The organism is Streptomyces sp. NPDC003300 (assembly GCF_040610915.1).
Classification (GTDB): Bacteria; Actinomycetota; Actinomycetes; order Streptomycetales; family Streptomycetaceae; genus Actinacidiphila.
Genome location: NZ_JBEXNE010000002.1, coordinates 182,382 through 199,909, shown reverse-complemented (window position 1 = coordinate 199,909; position 17,528 = coordinate 182,382). Strand labels below are relative to the sequence as shown.

Annotated in this window: 12 protein-coding genes and 1 tRNA gene; 10 read left to right on the top strand and 3 right to left on the bottom strand. The window is 70.4% G+C overall.

Going from position 1 to position 17,528, the window contains the following annotated elements:
- Nucleotides 1–46: 46 nt before the first annotated feature.
- From pepN to ABZX65_RS03390, 3 genes are all read left to right on the top strand, one after another.
- On the top strand, nucleotides 47–2,563 hold the full coding sequence (gene pepN / locus ABZX65_RS03400) for an aminopeptidase N (protein ID WP_355333982.1): 2,517 nt from the start codon (nucleotides 47–49) through the stop codon (nucleotides 2,561–2,563).
- Between the two features lie 612 nt (nucleotides 2,564–3,175).
- The gene (locus tag ABZX65_RS03395) at nucleotides 3,176–4,672 is read left to right on the top strand and encodes an aminotransferase class V-fold PLP-dependent enzyme (RefSeq protein WP_355333980.1); all 1,497 of its coding nucleotides are present in this window, start codon (nucleotides 3,176–3,178) and stop codon (nucleotides 4,670–4,672) included.
- Complete coding sequence (locus ABZX65_RS03390; protein WP_355333978.1) at nucleotides 4,669–6,213, top strand: SidA/IucD/PvdA family monooxygenase; 1,545 nt, start codon at nucleotides 4,669–4,671, stop codon at nucleotides 6,211–6,213. The genes ABZX65_RS03395 and ABZX65_RS03390 overlap by 4 nt, the downstream gene beginning before the upstream one ends.
- Here ABZX65_RS03390 and ABZX65_RS03385 read toward each other — a convergent pair.
- Nucleotides 6,182–8,011, bottom strand: coding sequence for a 5'-nucleotidase C-terminal domain-containing protein (locus ABZX65_RS03385; protein ID WP_355333975.1), 1,830 nt, complete (start codon nucleotides 8,009–8,011; stop codon nucleotides 6,182–6,184). The genes ABZX65_RS03390 and ABZX65_RS03385 overlap by 32 nt on opposite strands.
- A gap of 307 nt (nucleotides 8,012–8,318) precedes the next feature.
- On the opposite strand from ABZX65_RS03385, the gene pyk reads away from it, so the two are divergent.
- The 6 genes from pyk (at nucleotide 8,319) to ABZX65_RS03355 (ending at nucleotide 16,075) form a co-directional block, all read left to right on the top strand.
- Complete coding sequence (gene pyk, locus ABZX65_RS03380; RefSeq protein WP_355333972.1) at nucleotides 8,319–9,755, top strand: pyruvate kinase; 1,437 nt, start codon at nucleotides 8,319–8,321, stop codon at nucleotides 9,753–9,755.
- Between the two features lie 522 nt (nucleotides 9,756–10,277).
- The gene (locus ABZX65_RS03375; protein ID WP_355333970.1) at nucleotides 10,278–11,525 is read left to right on the top strand and encodes a branched-chain amino acid ABC transporter substrate-binding protein; all 1,248 of its coding nucleotides are present in this window, start codon (nucleotides 10,278–10,280) and stop codon (nucleotides 11,523–11,525) included.
- 111 nt (nucleotides 11,526–11,636) lie between these two features.
- Nucleotides 11,637–12,566 carry a branched-chain amino acid ABC transporter permease gene (locus ABZX65_RS03370; protein WP_355333968.1) on the top strand — a complete coding sequence of 310 codons (930 nt, stop codon included), beginning with the start codon at nucleotides 11,637–11,639 and terminating at the stop codon, nucleotides 12,564–12,566.
- A gap of 5 nt (nucleotides 12,567–12,571) precedes the next feature.
- Nucleotides 12,572–14,461 (top strand): branched-chain amino acid ABC transporter permease, encoded by a 1,890-nt coding sequence (locus tag ABZX65_RS03365; RefSeq protein WP_355333965.1) that lies wholly within the window; start codon nucleotides 12,572–12,574, stop codon nucleotides 14,459–14,461.
- A 7-nt stretch (nucleotides 14,462–14,468) separates the two neighbouring features.
- Nucleotides 14,469–15,362 (top strand): ABC transporter ATP-binding protein, encoded by an 894-nt coding sequence (locus ABZX65_RS03360; RefSeq protein WP_355333963.1) that lies wholly within the window; start codon nucleotides 14,469–14,471, stop codon nucleotides 15,360–15,362.
- On the top strand, nucleotides 15,359–16,075 hold the full coding sequence (locus ABZX65_RS03355; protein ID WP_355333961.1) for an ABC transporter ATP-binding protein: 717 nt from the start codon (nucleotides 15,359–15,361) through the stop codon (nucleotides 16,073–16,075). The genes ABZX65_RS03360 and ABZX65_RS03355 overlap by 4 nt, the downstream gene beginning before the upstream one ends.
- An 87-nt stretch (nucleotides 16,076–16,162) precedes the next feature.
- Here ABZX65_RS03355 and ABZX65_RS03350 read toward each other — a convergent pair whose 3' ends face one another.
- Complete coding sequence (locus ABZX65_RS03350) at nucleotides 16,163–16,804, bottom strand: response regulator (protein ID WP_355333958.1); 642 nt, start codon at nucleotides 16,802–16,804, stop codon at nucleotides 16,163–16,165.
- Nucleotides 16,805–16,895: 91 nt separating this feature from the next.
- Here ABZX65_RS03350 and ABZX65_RS03345 point away from each other — a divergent pair.
- Nucleotides 16,896–16,978 (top strand) — tRNA-Leu (locus tag ABZX65_RS03345).
- Nucleotides 16,979–17,002: 24 nt separating this feature from the next.
- Here the strand turns inward: ABZX65_RS03345 and ABZX65_RS03340 are convergent.
- A complete protein-coding gene (locus ABZX65_RS03340) occupies nucleotides 17,003–17,488 on the bottom strand; it encodes a hotdog fold thioesterase (protein ID WP_188282940.1) in 486 nt (161 codons plus the stop codon).
- Nucleotides 17,489–17,528: the final 40 nt, after the last annotated feature.

Genomic DNA, 17,528 nt, shown 5'->3' with positions numbered 1-17,528 from the left:
GGGGTACCAGGTGACGGAGCCGCCGACGTGCGGCAGCATGTGCGACATGCCTGCTCTGACCCGCGCCGAGGCCGAGACCCGCGCCAGCGATCTGACCGTCCGCCACTACGCGATCGACCTCGATCTCACCCGAGGGGAGGACGTCTTCGGCTCGACCTCGGTGATCGCCTTCACCGCCGACCGCGCCTGCGACACCTTCGCGGAACTCAAGCCCGCCGCACTGCGCCGCGTCGTGCTCGACGGCACGGAACTCGACCCGGCCACGCTGGACGACAACCGCCTCCCGCTGCCCGGCCTCGCCGCCGGGGACCACGAACTGCGGGTCGAGGCCGACATGCGGTACTCGCACACCGGCGAGGGCATGCACCGCTTCACCGACCCCGCCGACGGGGAGACGTACGTCTACACCCAGCTCTTCATGGAAGACGTGCAGCGCGTCGCCGCCGCCTTCGACCAGCCGGACCTCAAGGCCGTGTTCGAGGTCACGGTGACCGCGCCGCCGCAGTGGACGGTCCTCGGCAACGCGCTCACCTCCCGTACCGGCCAGACGCCCGCGGGCGACGGGCGCTGGACGATGGCCGCGACCCCGCCGATCTCCACGTATCTGCTCGCCGTCGCCGCGGGACCCTGGCACTCGGTACGCACCGAGCACGCCGGGCTGCCCTTCGGCCTGCACTGCCGCCGCTCGCTCGCCCCGCACCTGGACCGGGACGCCGACGAGCTGTTCGACATCACCCGCCGCTGCTTCGACCGCTACCACGAGCTGTTCGCGGAGCCGTACCCCTTCGACTCCTACGACCAGGCGTTCGTCCCCGAGTTCAACGCGGGCGCGATGGAGAACCCCGGACTGGTCACCTTCCGCGACGAGTTCGTCTTCCGCTCGGCCTTCACGCCCACCGAGGCGCAATTCCGGGCCGTCGTCATCGCGCACGAGATGGCGCACATGTGGTTCGGCGACCTGGTGACGCTGCGCTGGTGGGACGACATCTGGCTGAACGAGTCCTTCGCCGAGTACATGGGCTTCCAAGTCCTGTCCGAGGCCACCGACTTCACCGGCACCTGGACCGACTTCGCCGTCGCCCGCAAGGCGTGGGGCACCGACGCCGACCAGCGGCCCTCCACCCACCCGGTGGCCCCCGACCCCGAGGCCGTCCCCGACACCGCCTCCGCGCTCAACAACTTCGACGGCATCTCGTACGCCAAGGGCGCCTCCGCGCTGCGCCAACTCGTCGCCTGGCTCGGCCAGGAGGACTTCCTCGCCGGGATCAACGAGCACTTCGCCCGGCACCGCTTCGGCAACGCCAACCTCGCCGACTTCATCGACTCGCTGGCCGGCGCCACCGAACGCGACGTGCCCGGCTGGGCCGCCGCCTGGCTGCGCACCAGCGGCGTCGACACGCTCACACCCGCCACCGTGGCCACCTCCGACAGCGGCTGGCGGCTGGAGATCAGCCACAGCGGAGACCGCCCGCACCGGATCGCCGTCGGCCTGTACGACCGGGCCGCCGACGACCCCGCGCGGCTCGTGCCGCGCGACCGGCTCACCGTCGACATCGACGCGAACGCCGCCGTCAGCGCGCACGAACTGCCCGGCACCCGGCCCGATGTGGTGCTGCTCAACGACGGCGACCTCTCCTTCGCCAAGGTCCGCTTCGACGAACACACCTGGGAGACGCTGGAGGAGACGCTCAGCGGGCTGCCCGAACCGCTCAGCCGGGCCGTCACCTGGTGCGCGGCCCGCGATCTCGTACGCGACGCGAAGATCGCCCCGCGCGACTATCTGGCCCTGGTCGCACGGCAGTTGCCCGCCGAGACCGACCCGGCGCTGGTCGAGGCGGTCCTCACCTTCGCGCGTACGCAGGTCGCCGACCGCTACCTCGACCCGGCACTGCGCCCCGACGCCCTCGGCAAGCTCGCCGCCACCAGCCGGGCGCTGCTCGCCGACGGCGGCCCCGGGGTCCGGCTCACCGCCACCCGCACGCTCATCGACAGCGCCGTCACCGCGGGCGAGGCGGCCGTACTGCGCGAGTGGTACGACGACGGCAAGATTCCCGGCGCCGCGGACCTCGACGCCGAGCTGCGCTGGAAGGCGCTGCTGCGGCTCGCCGTCCTCGGGCACGCCACCGCCGCCGACATCGACGCCGAGCTGGCCCGCGACCCCAGCGGCACCGGTCGTGAGGGCGCCGCCCGCTGCCGGGCCGCCCTGCCGGACGAGGCGGCCAAGGAGGCCGCCTGGGCGTCGATGTTCCACGACGACACCCTGTCCAACTACCTCTTCGCGGCCACCGCCCAGGGCTTCTGGCACCCCGAACAGGACGCCCTGCTCAGCCCGTTCGTCCCGCGCTTCTACCCCGATGCCATCGCCGTCACCGGCCGTCGGGGCGCGGCCATCGCCGAGGCCATCAGCCGCTACGGCTTCCCCTCGGAGGTCGTCACCGAATCCGCCCTCGAACTCGGCCGCACCGCTCTCTCCGACCCGACCCTCATCCCCGCTCTCCGCCGCGCCCTCACCGACCGCCTCGACGACCTCTCGCGTGCCGCGCGCATCAGGTCCACCTGGTAGCCCAGCCCCCCGAGACGGCTCCTTCACCGGGCCCGGTGGGCCGATCTGGGGCGCGGGGACCCGCGCGACCTCGCGCCCCAGGACGGTCGTTTTGCCGGGGGCGCCGGCCACGTGTTTTTAGGGGCGCGGGGAACTGCGCGGCCTCGCGCCCCAGGACGGTCGCTTTGCCGGGTGCGGTGGGCCGGTCTTTCCAGGGGCGCGGGGAACTGCGCGGCCTCGCGCGCCAGGGCGGTTCCCTTGCGCTAGGCGGCACGCCGGTCTTTTAGGGGCGCTGGGGGCACCTCCCAGCGTTAGCTGGGGAGGAACTGCGCGCTCAGCCTGCGCGGTGGCGCGGGTGAAAACCGGCCCCAGCGGGGCAGTCGCTGTTGTTCTCGGGCTGAAAGCCCGGTGGGGGCTGGTCGCGCAGTTCCCCGCGCCCCTAAAGACAAGGCCCTGCGCAAGGTGGACGCCGGGGGGCGCCCCCGAAAGCAGCGTCCGGCGCGAGGTGGGCGCACGGGGGGCGCGGCTGGAAACAGGGGCCTGCGCAGGGCGAAGGTACGGAGGGCGATACCCGTTGGCGTTCGGCGTCGTTGAGTACGGAGAGGTACCGGCGACGACAGGCGGCAACGACTCATGGCGAAGCCACAACTGGCCGGGGGCCGCCAAGGACCCGCAGAACTCGGGCCGTTGCTCGAAACGGCCCGCGCGGCCCTCGCGGAAGGCGCGGCGACCCGCGGCGGCCCCCTGCCCAGCGGCGGCCCCGCCGCGGTGGCGGCGCGGCTGGCCCGGACGGGCCCGCCGCTGCCCCGCACCGGCACCGGAGCGGAAGAAGCCCTGCGCACACTGGTGCGCGCCGTCGCGGAGGGCGCCGCCGACCCGGCGGAACCGGGCTGCGTCGCGCATCTGCACTGCCCGCCCCTGGCCATGGCCGCGGCGGCCGACTTCGCCGCGTCCGTACTGAACCCGTCCATGGACTCCTGGGACCAGGCCCCGGCCGCCACGGCGTTGGAGGCCCGCGTCACGGCGGCCCTGGCGGCCCTGGTGTACCCCGGCCACGACGCTCCCGACGCGCTGGTCACGACCGGCGGCACGGAGTCGAACCAGCTCGCGCTGCTGCTGGCCAGGGAGCGTGCGGCGCGTGCGGGCCGCCGCCCGGTGCAGGTGGTGTGCGGGTCGAACGCACACCACAGCGTGGCCCGCGCGACCTGGCTGCTCGGCCTGCCCCGCCCGGTGGTGCTCGCCACACCCGGCGGCGTACTGGACCCGGCGGCCGTGGAGTCCGTCCTGCGCGGCCTCGCGCCGCACGTGCTGCTGGTCGCGACCGCGGGCACCACGGACACCGGTGCGATCGACGCGCTGCCCGCGCTGGCAGCCGCCGCCGCCCGGCACGACGCCGAGTTGCACGTGGACGCCGCGTACGGCGGCCCGTTGCTGTTCAGCGACCGCGAAGCGGCCAAGCTCGCGGGCCTCGACCAGGCCGTCTCGGTCACCGTCGACCTGCACAAGCTCGGCTGGCAGCCGGTCGCCGCGGGCCTGCTGGTCGTACCCGATGCCGCCGCATTGCACCCGCTCGACCACCGCGCCGACTATCTGAACGCGGCCGACGACACCGAGGCCGGGCTGCCCGACCTGCTGGGCCGTTCGCTGCGCACCAGCCGCCGCCCCGACGTCCTGAAGATCGCCGTCACCCTGCGGGCGCTCGGCCGCGAGGGGATGGGGCAGCTGGTCGACGCCGTCTGCGCGTCGGCCCGTGAGCTGGCGGAGCGGATCGAACGCCACCCGGACCTGACGCTGTACGCGCACCCCGCCATCAGCACCGTGCTGTTCCGGCCGCGCGGCGCCACCGACGAGGCGATCGCCGCGCTGCGCCGCCGCCTGCTGTACGACGGCCGGGCGGTGCTGGGCCGCGCCCACGTCGGCGGGCGGCTGTGGCTCAAGGCGACGCTGCTCAACCCGTACCTCACCGCGGCCGACCTCGACGCGCTCGTCGCCCTGGCCGCCGAGCCCCCGGAGCCCGCTGCGCCCACGGAGCCCGCTGCGCCCGCCGAGTCCGCCGAGCCACCGGCCCCCGAGGCCCGCTTGCCGCACCCGACACCTCCCCTGACCACGGAAGGCACCACCCCCCGATGACGCCCTCGCACGACGACGCCTCGCACGAGGCCCGCGGAACGGCGCGACCAGCCGGCGCCCCGGCCCCCGCGCCGGTCCCCCACCCGACGACGGTTCCCGCACAGGCGCAAGGACCCGACCGCGCCCCGGCCCCCGCCGCGCCCCCCGCCGAATCGCAGCCGCCCCCCTTCGACCTGCTCGGTATCGGCATCGGCCCGTTCAACCTCTCGCTCGCCGCCCTCGCCGACGGCGTGCCCGACCTCACCGCCGCCTTCTACGACCAGCGGTCCTCCTTCCAGTGGCACCCCGGTCTGCTGATCGACGGCGCCACCCTCCAAGTCCCCTTCCTGGCCGACCTGGTGACCCTCGCGGACCCCGCGAGCCGCTGGTCCTTCCTGAGCTGGCTCAAGACCCGCGAGCGGCTGTTCCCCTTCTACTTCGCCGAGCGCTTCCATGTGCACCGCGCCGAATACGACGCCTACTGCCGGTGGGCCGCCGAGGGGCTGCCCAGTACGCACTTCGGGCAGCAGGTCGACGCCGTGCGCTGGAACGCGGAGCGCGGCCACTTCGAGGTCGACCACACGCACCTGGACGAGCACGGCGAGGCCGAGGCGCTGGGCCGCACGTACGCCCGGCACCTGGTGGTGGGGATCGGCACGGCCCCTTACGTACCGGAGCCCCTGCGCCCGCTCGCGCAGGCGCCGACCGTACCCGTCGTGCACTCCGCGGACTACGTCAAGCAGCGCGAACGGCTGCTGGACGCCGAGCACATCACCGTCGTCGGCTCCGGACAGTCCGGCGCCGAGATCTTCCTCGACCTGCTGCGGGCGCGTCCCGCCGGCCGGGAGCGGCTGACGTGGCTGGCGCGTACGCCCGCCTTCGCGCCGATGGAGTACAGCAAACTGGGCCTCGAACACTTCACCCCGGACTACACGCGGTACTTCCACGGTCTACCGGAGCCGGTGCGCGACCGACTGGTGCCGCGGCAGTGGCAGTTGCACAAGGGCATCGACGACGCCACGATCACCGCGATCCACGACGAGCTGTACCGCCGTACGCTCGACGGCGGCTGGCCGGACGCGGTGCTGACGCCCGGCGTCACCGTGCGGACCGCGGGCCGGATCGGCACCCAGAGCATCGAACTGCACCTGGAACACGTCGAACAGGGCACCCGTACCCGGCTGATGACCGACGCGGTGGTGCTGGCGACCGGCTACCGGGAGCGCCCGCTCGACCAGTTGCTCGCGCCGCTCGACCCGTACCTGAAGCGGGACTCCGCCAACCGGCCGCGGATCGACGCGCGGCACCGGCTGGAGCTGGACCGGGCGGTCACCGGCCGGATCTACGTGCAGAACGCGGAGCGGCACAGCCACGGGATCGGCGCGCCCGACCTGGGCCTGGCGGCCTGGCGCTCCGCGGTCATCCTCAACGACCTGACCGGCCTCCTGACCGGCGCGGAGCACTACCCGCTGCCGGCCAGGACGGCCTTCACCACCTTCGGTCTCGACGGCGCCGCCGCCAGTGACGTCCCTACGCGAACAGCGGCACTCCGGCGCGGGTGAGGCGCCACTCGTCGCCGCCGAACGTCGTCGGGTCGATCGTACCGTGCGCCTGCACCCAGGCGATGATCGTGTTGCGGATCTCGTCCGAGTTGGACCACACCGACTGGGCGGTGGCCACGTGCGGGTAGTTGCTGCCGCCGCCGGAGCGGTAGTTGTTGACCGCGAGCACGAACCGCGCGGCCGGGTCGACCGGCGCGCCGCCGTGCGTGAGGTTGACGATCCGGGAGCCGACCGGCTGCGCGATGTCGATGTCGTACGACACGCCGCTGAGGATGTCGTAGCTGTAGTCGGGGGTGTTGTTGGCGTTGGTGATCTTGGTGACGTCGACGGGCGCGTCCGGCGCGGTCTGCGCGTAGTACGCCGCCGACCACTCCAGGTAGTCCTTGACCTGGGCGCCGGTGAGCAGCTTGGCGTCCAGGGTGTTCTCGTAGACGTACAGCCCTGCCACGTCGCGCAGCGAGACCTGCCCCGCCGGGATCGCGGCGGTGCGGGAGAACGGCGACGCCTCGGAGAGCACCGGCAGGTCGGCGTACGCGGTACCGGCGAGCGCCGCCTTCACCGTGTCGGCCTGCACCAGGTTGAGGAAGTCGATGATCGGCGTGTCCTTGTACGTGGACTCGGCCGCGGACATCGTCGCGGTGCAGGTGCCGATGATCTGGTTGACGTACGCGACGACCTTGTTGTGCTCGTCGCGCACCAGCTTGGCCACGACCGGGTCCTCGGCGACGGTGTTGGCGTTGCGCACCTCGGCCTTGACGGAGGTGACCTCCCACCGGCCGCGGCTGAACTCCAGGTCGATGTCGAAGACACTCAGCCGCATGCCCCACATCAGGGGCTCGGACAGCACGACGGTCTTGCCGGTCTTCTCGTTGACGACGAGCGTCTGCGGGCGCTCGACGTGGGTGTGGCCGACCAGGATCGCGTCGATGCCGGGCACTTGCTGGGCCACCAGCGAGGAGGCGTTCTCCGGGTACGGGATCGCGTCGCCGTAGGAGGTGCTGCCGTCCAGGCCGGAGTGGTCGGTGCAGATCACCACGTCGCAGCCGAGGGCGCGGAGCTTGGGCACGTAGATCCTCGCCTGCTCGACCAGGCCGGGGAAGGCCATCTTGCCCTGCACGTTGGCCTTGTCCCAGATGGCGATGCCGGGGTTGGTCAGGCCGAGGATGCCGACCTTGACCGGGGGGCCGCCCTGGACGCGGATCTCCTTGACCAGGTAGGGCGGGAAGGCGGGCTTGAGGGTCTTGGCGTCCACCGCGTTGGCGGCGAGCAGCGGGAAGTCGCACTGGTCCTGGAAGGCGCGCAGCAGCGGGATGCCGTAGTTGAACTCGTGGTTGCCCAGCGCCGCCGCGTCGTACTTCATGTGGTTCATGGCCAGCGCCATCGGGTGCTTGGGGCCGCGGCGCGCGCCGGTGATCGGCTCGACCCGCGCGTAGTAGTACGAGAGCTGCGTGCCCTGGATGATGTCGCCCGCGTCGATCAGCAGCGTGCGGTCGTGGCCCTTCTCGGCGCGGGCGTGCGCGACGAGGGTGGAGACCTTGGCGAGGCCGATGTCGTTGTGGGTCGCGTCGTCGTACTCGGCGTTCGTGAAGTAGTCCCAGTTCAGGGCGTGTCCGTGCAGGTCGGTGGTGCCCAGCACCCGCAGGCTGAACGTCTTGGGCTTCCCGTGGCCGTGTCCGTGGTGCCGGTCGGCGGCCTCCGCGGGGCTCGCCCCCACGACCGCCCCGGCGGTGCCCGCGAGCGCCACGCCCGCCCCCGTGGCGGCCGAGCGGTTGATGAAGTCCCTGCGGTTGAGCGCCATCTGTCGTCTCCTCGTTCCCGTCTGCTCCCGGTGCGGGAACAACGCGCGTAGATTCTGCACCGCCCGCCCCACCCGGCGACACCCCCCACACGTAACCGGAAGATGTCCCGCGCGTGACACGCACGGTGCGGCCGACGCGCGATTCCGGGCGCGTAAGACGTGCTCAGCGGGTGCGGGGGTGACAGGAGTGCTCATCGGAGCGGGGGGCCGCACACTTCGACACTTGTCAACAAGCGTTAATCCAGACGTCGTTGGGCAGTTGCCGTGAGCGTGTTCCCTACCAACGAGTAGGTCATACTCTCGACACATGCGCCGAGCCAAAATTGTCTGCACACTGGGCCCCGCCACCGACTCCTACGACCAGATCAAAGCACTGGTCGAGGCCGGAATGGACGTGGCACGACTGAATCTGAGCCATGGAGCGTACGCGGAGCACGAGGACCGCTACCGACGAGTCCGCAAAGCCGCGGACGAGACCGGTCGCAGCGTGGGCATCATGGTTGACCTTCAGGGCCCGAAGATCAGGCTCGGACGTTTCGCCGAAGGACCTGTACTACTCGAACGCGGCGACGAGTTCACGATCACCGTGGACGACATCGAGGGCGACCAGCAGATCTGCGGGACGACGTACAAGGGACTGTCCGCGGACGTCGCCCGCGGCGAGCGCATCCTGGTGGACGACGGGCGCGTCACCCTGGAGGTCACCGACGTCGAGGGACCGCGGGTGCACACCATGGTCATCGAGGGCGGGATGGTCTCCGACAACAAGGGGCTGAATCTCCCCGGTGTCGCCGTGTCGGTGCCCGCGCTGTCCGACAAGGACATCAGGGACCTGCGCTGGGGCCTGCGGATCGGCGCCGACATCATCGCGCTGTCCTTCGTCCGCACCGGCCGGGACGTCGAGGACGTGCTGCGGATCATGGCCGAGGAGGGCCGCCGGGTCCCGGTGATCGCCAAGGTCGAGAAGCCGCAGGCGGTCGACGCCCTCGAAGGGATCGTCGACGCGTTCGACGGGATCATGGTCGCGCGCGGCGACCTCGGCGTCGAGATGCCGCTGGAAGCCGTCCCGATGGTGCAGAAGCGCGCGATCACGCTCGCCAAGCGCAACGCGAAGCCGGTCATCGTCGCCACGCAGATGCTCGACTCGATGATCGACAACTCCCGCCCCACCCGCGCCGAGGCCAGTGACGTCGCCAACGCCGTGATGGACGGCACCGACGCGGTGATGCTCTCCGGCGAGACCAGCGTCGGCAAGTATCCGATCGAGACCGTCAAGACGATGTCGCGGATCGTGTCCGCGGCCGAGGACGCGGTGCTCGCCACCGGCCTGCCGCCGCTCACCGACCAGAACAAGCCCCGTACCCAGGGCGGCGCCGTGGCCCGCGCCGCCGCCGAGATGGGCGACTTCCTCGGCGCCCGCTTCCTGGTCGCCTTCACCCAGTCCGGCGACACCGTCCGCCGGCTGTCCCGCTACCGCTCGCCGATCCCCCTGCTCGCCTTCACCCCGGAGCCCGCGACCCGCTCGCAGTTGAATCTGACCTGGGGAGTGGAGACCTTCCTCGGCCCGATGGTGCAGACCACCGACGAGATGGTCCAACAGGTGGACGAGCAGCTGCTGCGGATCGGCCGCTGCAAGAAGGGCGACATCGTGGTGATCACGGCCGGTTCGCCCCCCGGCATGCCGGGCACCACCAACATGGTCCGGGTCCACCACATCGGCGAGGACGATTCGCCGAAATCCTGACCTGTACGGCGCGGATTCACCCGCCGCGCCCATCACGCCCCGTTCGGCATTCGCCGGGCGGGGCGTCGTCGTCGGCCGCCTTTGCCGCCGATTTCGGCAGCGGCAATGGCGGGGCCTTTGGCCGGCGAATCGAAAAACTTAACGCTATGTAACGCGAACGCAATACGGAATCAGGGCGGTACTCCGACAGGTGCTTACCCTCTGAATCTCCTGACATTCCTGCCGCGGTCACATCGCCTCCCGGCCGCCCCCAAGTCCCCTACCCTTGGCCGGAAGTGCGCGTTCTCATCATGCGGACGCCGGAGCAAAGCACCCAAATCCCTCCGCCAACCTCAGTAGAACCTCAAGAGTTTCCTTCCGGCATAACAAGACAGTCACACTCTTCCCTTCACCTCTGCCTGACTCAGCTCCACGCGCCTAGAGTCACGGCCAGTCACCGCGCCTCCGGATTTGTCAGTTCGGGTTCCAGCGCGCGACTCGGCGTCTCATCAGAGACGGCCGCGCCAGGGGAAAGGACTGATCGTGCGACACCGTTCCTTGCTTGTACTGACCGCCGTACTCACCACTGGAGCCCTCACCCTCACCGCCTGCGGATCGCGGAGCGACGACAAGAAGGGCAGCGGGGACAGCAGCGGCGCCGCCAAGACGACCGTTGTCATCGGTGTCGACGCTCCGCTTACCGGGCAGAACTCGGCCACCGGCCTCGGCATCCAGTACGGCGTGCAGATCGCTGTCGACGACGCCAACAAGAACAACCTCGTCCCCGGGGTGACCTTCAAGATCAAGGCCCTGGACGACAAGGCGCTGCCCGCCACCGGCCAGCAGAACGCCACGGCCCTGGTCGCGGACAGCAGCGTGATCGCCGCCGTCGGCCCGCTGAACTCCGGCGTCGCCCAGTCCATGCAGCAGGTGTTCACCACCGCGAACATGGTCGAGATCTCGCCGTCCAACACCAACCCCACCCTGACCCAGGGCAAGGACTGGAACACCGGCACCAAGGTCCGGCCGTTCAAGACCTACTTCCGTACCGCCACCACCGACGCCCTCCAGGGCGGCTTCGCGGCGGACTACGCCTACAACACCCTGAAGAAGACCAACGCCTTCGTGGTGGACGACAAGCAGACCTACGGCGCGGGTCTCGCGGGCATCTTCAAGGACAAGTTCGGGTCCCTCGGCGGCAAGATCGCCGGCACCGACCACGTCAACACCGGTGACAACGACTTCTCCACGCTCGTCACCAAGATCAAGAACGCCAAGGCCGACATGGTCTACTACGGCGGCCAGTACGACGAGTCGGAGCAGCTCACCAAGCAGCTCAAGGCGGCCGGCGTGAAGATCCCGCTCATGGGCGGCGACGGCATGTTCTCCGACACCTACATCAAGACCGCGGGTGCGGCCTCGGAAGGCGACCTCGCCACCTCCGTCGGCGTCCCGGTCACCACGCTCCCGGCGGCCAAGGACTTCATCGCCACGTACAAGGCGAAGAACTACCCCGGTGACTACGGCACCTACGGCGGCTACTCGTACGACGCCGCCACCGCGATCATCAAGGGCGTCAAGGCCGTCATGGACGCCAACGGCGGCAAGCTCCCCGCCATGGCCGACGCCCGCTCCAAGCTCGTCGACGCCGTCCAGAAGAGCGACTTCGACGGCATCGCCGGTCACGTCTCCTTCGACCAGTACGGCGACACCACCAACAAGCAGCTCACCGTCTACCAGGTCAAGAGCGGCAAGTGGGAGGCCGTGAAGAGCGGCACCTACAGCGGCTGACCGACTCCGTAGCACCCAGGGCCGCGCGGCTGGTCACCCCGACCGCGCGGCCCCCCGCTTACCCCCGGCGTACCTTCCCCCCTGCTCCCTCAGTGACATGGAGGCCATGCGGTGCACACCCTGCCGCAACAGCTGGCCAACGGGCTGTTCATCGGCTCGATGTACGGGCTCATCGCCATCGGCTACACGATGGTGTACGGCATCGTCCAGCTCATCAACTTCGCCCACGGCGAGATCTACATGACCGGAGCCTTCGGCGCGCTCGCGGTCTGGACGAATCTCCCCGACAGCACGTCCATCTGGCTCGCACTGCCCCTGATGCTGCTCGGCGGCGCCATCGTGTCCGTGCTCATCGCCGTGGCCGCGGAGCGATTCGCGTACCGGCCACTGCGCGGCGCACCACGGCTGGCACCACTGATCACCGCCATCGGCCTCTCCCTCGCACTTCAGCAGGCGATCTTCCTCTGGTACCCGGGCGCCGACAACGCCAAGAGCTTCCCGCAACTGCCCGGCGGCCCCTTCCACGTGGGATCGATCAACATCCAGAGCGGTGACATCTTCCTGGTCTCCGCCGCCGTGATCTGCATGGTCGGCCTCGCCGCCTTCGTCCGCACCAGCCGCACCGGCCGCGCCATGCAGGCCACCGCGCAGGACTCGGACACCGCCCAGCTCATGGGCATCGACACCAACCGCATCATCGTCATCGCCTTCGCCATCGGCGGCTTCTTCGCCGCCGTCGCCGGACTCGCCTCCGGCCTCAAGTACGGCCAGGTCAAGTACGACATCGGCTTCCAGGCCGGACTCAAGGCGTTCACCGCGGCCGTCCTCGGCGGCATCGGCAACATCTACGGCGCCATGCTCGGCGGCCTCGTCCTCGGCATCGCCGAGTCCTGCGCCTCCGCCTACATCTCCAACATCCCCGGCATGCAGCAGCTCGGCGGCGGAAGCTGGGCGAACGTCTGGGCCTTCGTGCTCCTCATCGTCGTCCTGCTCGTCCGGCCGCAAGGTCTGCTCGGCGAGCGCGTCGCGGACAGGGCGTGACACCGATGACCGACATCCCCGTAAGCGCCGCGGAGTCCATCGCCGTCGACACCGCGAAACCGGCCGGACGCAGGGTCGCCCCCTTCGTACCGCTGCCGCGGACCGCCGCCCAGGCGGTCACCCTCGTCGGCGCCGTGGCGACCATCGCCTCCACCTTCATGTCCTGGACGTACACCACCGAGTTCCCCGGCGACCTCACCGTCTCCGGCTACCCCGGCGGTCTCCAGGTCCTCACCCTGGTCGGCGCCATCGTCACCGGCCTGTTCGCGCTCGGCGCCTTCGGCCTCAAGGGCCTGCGCTGGCTCACCCCCAACCGCTCCAACAACCCGGTGCTGCTGCTCGCCCTCGGCACCCTGGGCACCACCTGGTACACGGTGATCGCCATCGCCGAGAAGCTCGGCGGCTTGGCCAACCTCGACCCCGGCGGCTTCGTCGCCGCGATCGGCAGCCTGGTCCTGGTGATCGGCGCCCTCGCACTGCCGATCCACCGGCACCCGCGGGAGACCCACGACACCGAGTACTTCGAACTCGGCCGCTTCTCCACGGTCGGCCCGGTCGTCGGCACGTACAAGTGGCTGCGCGAACTGCGCCCCCACCACAGCGATCTCCCGGTCGCCGACCCGACGAAGCTGCCCGGCTGGGTCCAGCGGCTGATCATCACCGTGGCCGCCGCGATCGGCCTCGAGGTCTTCACCTACGGCCTCGCCACCGGCTACACCGAGATCTTCCTCGGCTTCCTCATCGTCGTGGTCTTCACCATCTGGGCGCTGAGCGCGGCCGGTCTGCTCCGGCAGTTCTCCGGACTCACCGCCGCCCACCGCTCGTTCGCCAACACGATGGGCTTCCTGGCCGCGCTGGCCTACCCCTTCGCGCAGAACGACGAGCACTACGCCAACCTCGGCGTCAACATCCTGATCTTCGGCACCGTCGCCCTCGGCCTCAACATCGTCGTCGGCCTCACCGGCCTGCTCGACCTCGGTTACGTCGCCTTCCTCGGCGTCGGCGCGTACGCCGCCGCCCTGGTCTCCGGCTCGCCGTTCTCGATCTGGTCCGGCGTCCAGTTCCCGTTCTGGGCCGCCGCCCTCACCGGCATGGCCGCCTCACTGGTCTTCGGCGTCCTCATCGGCGCCCCCACCCTGCGGCTGCGCGGCGACTACCTGGCCATCGTCACGCTCGGTTTCGGTGAGATCTTCCGCATCGTCGTCAACAGCCTCGACGGCGTATCGGGCCCGAAGGTCACCAACGGCCCCAACGGCATCTCGCAGATCCCCGACCTGTCGATCTTCGGGTACAACCTCGGCGCCTCGCACGACATCGGCTCCGTCACCCTCGGCCGGTTCGCCAACTACTACCTGCTGATGCTGCTGATCACGGTCATCGTGGTGCTGATCTTCACCCGCGCCGCCGACTCCCGGATCGGCCGCGCCTGGGTCGCCATCCGCGAGGACGAGACCGCCGCCACCGCCATGGGCATCAACGGCTTCCGGGTCAAGCTGATCGCCTTCGCCCTCGGCGCCTCGCTCGCCGGACTCGCGGGCACCGTCAGCGCCCACGTCACGTACAACGTGGTGCCCAACCCGTACCAGTTCGCGGGCGCCGCCCCGCCCAACTCGGCCTTCCTGCTCGCCGCCGTCGTCCTCGGCGGCATGGGTACGGTCAGCGGCCCGATCCTCGGCGCGGCGCTGCTCTACCTGCTCCCCGAGAAGCTCGGCTTCCTGGAGCGGTACGAACTCTTCGCGTTCGGCCTCGCCCTGATCCTGATCATGCGCTTCCGGCCCGAGGGCATCATCCCCAACCGGCGCCGCCAGCTCGAATTCCACCAGGACGAAGTGCTCATCCCCGAGCAACGCCCGCTCGGCGACGACACCGTCCCGGCCAGCCCGGCAGGGGCGTGAGAGACACATGACCATCATCAGCCAAGAGCAGCCGACCCCGGCAGCGGCCTCCGACGGCGGCCCGCTGCTCCAGGCCAGCGGCGTCGTCATGCGGTTCGGCGGCCTCACCGCCGTCCGCGACGTCGACCTCACCGTCAACAGCGGTGAGATCGTCGGACTGATCGGCCCCAACGGCGCCGGGAAGACCACCTTCTTCAACTGCCTCACCGGCCTGTACGTCCCCACCGAGGGCAAGGTCACCTACCGAGGCGAGGTGCTGCCGCCCAAACCGCACCTGGTCACCCAGGCCGGACTCGCCCGCACCTTCCAGAACATCCGGCTCTTCTCCAACATGACCGTGCTGGAGAACGTGCTGGTCGGCAGGCACACCAGGACCCGCGAGGGACTGCTGTCCGCCCTCATCCGCGGCCCCGGCTACCACAAGGCCGAAGCCCGGTCACGGGCGCGGGCCATGGAGATCCTGGAGTTCATCGGCCTGGCCGGCAAGGCCGACCACCTCTCGCGCAACCTCCCCTACGGCGAGCAGCGCAAGCTGGAGATCGCCCGCGCGCTGGCCAGCGAGCCCGGCCTGCTGCTGCTGGACGAGCCCACGGCCGGTATGAACCCGCAGGAGACCAGGGCCACCGAGGAGTTGGTCTTCGCCATCCGCGACCAGGGCATCGCCGTCCTGGTCATCGAGCACGACATGCGGTTCATCTTCAACCTGTGCGACCGCGTCGCCGTCCTCGTCCAGGGCGAGAAACTGGTCGAGGGCACCTCCGACGTGGTCCAGCAGGACGAACGGGTCATCGCGGCCTACCTCGGTGAACCCTTCGAAGGCGCGCCCACCGGTGAGGGCGACGCCGCAGTGGAAGCGGCCGCGGCCGAAGCCGGGGCCGAGGAGCAGGAGAACGACCGATGACCGCACTGCTCGAAGTCGAGGACCTCCGGGTCGCCTACGGCAAGATCGAGGCCGTCAAGGGCATCTCGTTCACCGTCGAGGCGGGCCAGATCGTCACCCTGATCGGCACCAACGGCGCGGGCAAGACCACCACGCTGCGCACCCTCAGCGGGCTGCTCAAGCCGATCGGCGGCCGGGTCAGCTTCGACGGCAAGGTGCTCACCCGCGTCCCGGCGCACCGGATCGTCGCCCTGGGCCTGGCGCACTCCCCGGAGGGCCGGCACATCTTCCCCCGGCTCACCATCGAGCAGAATCTCCAGCTCGGCGCCTTCCTCCGCAAGGACACGGCGGCCATCGCCAAGGACATCCAGCGCGCCTACGACCTCTTCCCGATCCTCGGGGAGCGCCGCAGGCAGGCCGCGGGCACGCTGTCCGGCGGCGAGCAGCAGATGCTCGCCATGGGCCGCGCGCTGATGTCGCGGCCCAAGCTGCTCATGCTCGACGAGCCCTCGATGGGTCTGTCGCCGATCATGATGCAGAAGATCATGACGACCATCGTGGAGCTGAAGGCCCAGGGCACCACGATCCTGCTGGTCGAGCAGAACGCGCAGGCCGCGCTCTCGCTCGCCGACCAGGCCCATGTGATGGAGATCGGCACAATCAAGCTCTCCGGCACCGGCCAGGACCTGCTGCACGACGACGGCGTCCGCAAGACGTACCTCGGCGAGGACTGAGGCTCGCCCGACCGGGCCCGGAACACGGCGCAGGGCCCGCACCCCGACCGGGGTGCGGGCCCTGCGCCGTGTCCCGTCCGCGGGCGCCTACTTCTCGGAGACCTCTTCGATCACGGCCTGCGCGACCGCCTGCATCGACATCCGGCGGTCCATCGACGTCTTCTGGATCCAGCGGAAGGCGGCGGGCTCGGTCAGCCCGTACTTGGTCTGGAGGACGCTCTTGGCCCGGTCGACCAGCTTGCGGGTCTCCAGCCGCAGCGACAGGTCGGCGATCTCCGCCTCCAGCGCCTTCAGCTCCTGGAACCGGCTCACCGCCATCTCGATCGCGGGCACCAGATCGCTCTTGCTGAACGGCTTCACCAGATACGCCATCGCGCCCGCGTCCCTGGCCCGCTCCACCAGCTCGCGCTGCGAGAACGCGGTCAGCATCAGCACCGGCGCGATCTTGTCCGCGGCGATCCGCTCGGCCGCCGAGATCCCGTCGAGCACCGGCATCTTCACGTCCAGGATCACCAGATCGGGACGCTGCTCCTCGGCGAGCTTCACCGCGGTCTCGCCGTCCCCGGCCTCCCCGACGACGGAGTAGCCCTCCTCCTCCAGCATCTCCTTGAGGTCGAGGCGGATCAGCGCCTCGTCCTCGGCGATGACCACGCGGGTCGTCAGGGGAGGGACGTGGGACTTCGACTGCTCGTCGTCGAGCGGGGCGGCGGACTCGTCGGGCGCGCTCACGGTGCTCCTCGTATCAGGCGGGGTACTGCACACCTGAGCCTACCTAGCTGCGACGGCGCGCACCTACACGGTACGCTGTGCACGCGACCTGGCCGGGTTGGCGGAATGGCATACGCGGATGTCTCAAACACATCTGTCCGAAAGGGCGTGCGGGTTCGAATCCCGCACCCGGCACCTCTGAAATCCCCCCGTATCCCCTCAGTTCGCCGGGGGAGCGGTCGTGCCCGTGGGAGTCGCCGGGCGCAGCATGCAGGTCAGCCGGGCCGTACAGACCCGCTTGTCCGCCTCGTCCGTGATGACGATCTCATAGGTCGCCGAGGAGCGGCCCCGGTGGACCGGGGTCGCGGTGCCGGTGACGAGACCGGAGCGCAGACCGCGGTGGTGGGTGGCGTTGAGGTCCACGCCGACGGCCATCTTGCTGGGACCGCCGTGCAGCATCGCGCCGACCGAGCCGAGGGTCTCGGCGAGCACCGCGGACGCGCCGCCGTGCAGCAGCCCCATCGGCTGGGTGTTGCCCTCCACGGGCATCGTGCCGACCACCTTCTCCGGCGCCGCCTCCAGGATCCGGATGCCCATCCGCTCACCCAGGTGACCGCCGGAGAACAGACCCCGCAGATCGACGCCGAGCCCGGCGTACTGCTCCAGGATCTCCGGCGGGAAGTAGGTGGTGGTCCGCTCGCCCATGGGGTGGTGCTCCGATCGTCCTCGTCCGGCCTGATCCGGT

What these genes read in the sequence shown, in the direction of transcription:
- pyk (WP_355333972.1), top strand. Translation starts at nt 8,319, where the DNA reads ATGCGCCGAGCCAAAATTGTCTGCACACTGGGCCCCGCCACCGACTCC.
- ABZX65_RS03360 (WP_355333963.1), top strand. Translation starts at nt 14,469, where the DNA reads ATGACCATCATCAGCCAAGAGCAGCCGACCCCGGCAGCGGCCTCCGAC.
- ABZX65_RS03355 (WP_355333961.1), top strand. Translation starts at nt 15,359, where the DNA reads ATGACCGCACTGCTCGAAGTCGAGGACCTCCGGGTCGCCTACGGCAAG.
- ABZX65_RS03365 (WP_355333965.1), top strand. Translation starts at nt 12,572, where the DNA reads ATGACCGACATCCCCGTAAGCGCCGCGGAGTCCATCGCCGTCGACACC.
- ABZX65_RS03340 (WP_188282940.1), bottom strand. Translation starts at nt 17,488, where the DNA reads ATGGGCGAGCGGACCACCACCTACTTCCCGCCGGAGATCCTGGAGCAG.
- ABZX65_RS03385 (WP_355333975.1), bottom strand. Translation starts at nt 8,011, where the DNA reads ATGGCGCTCAACCGCAGGGACTTCATCAACCGCTCGGCCGCCACGGGG.
- ABZX65_RS03395 (WP_355333980.1), top strand. Translation starts at nt 3,176, where the DNA reads ATGGCGAAGCCACAACTGGCCGGGGGCCGCCAAGGACCCGCAGAACTC.
- pepN (WP_355333982.1), top strand. Translation starts at nt 47, where the DNA reads ATGCCTGCTCTGACCCGCGCCGAGGCCGAGACCCGCGCCAGCGATCTG.
- ABZX65_RS03390 (WP_355333978.1), top strand. Translation starts at nt 4,669, where the DNA reads ATGACGCCCTCGCACGACGACGCCTCGCACGAGGCCCGCGGAACGGCG.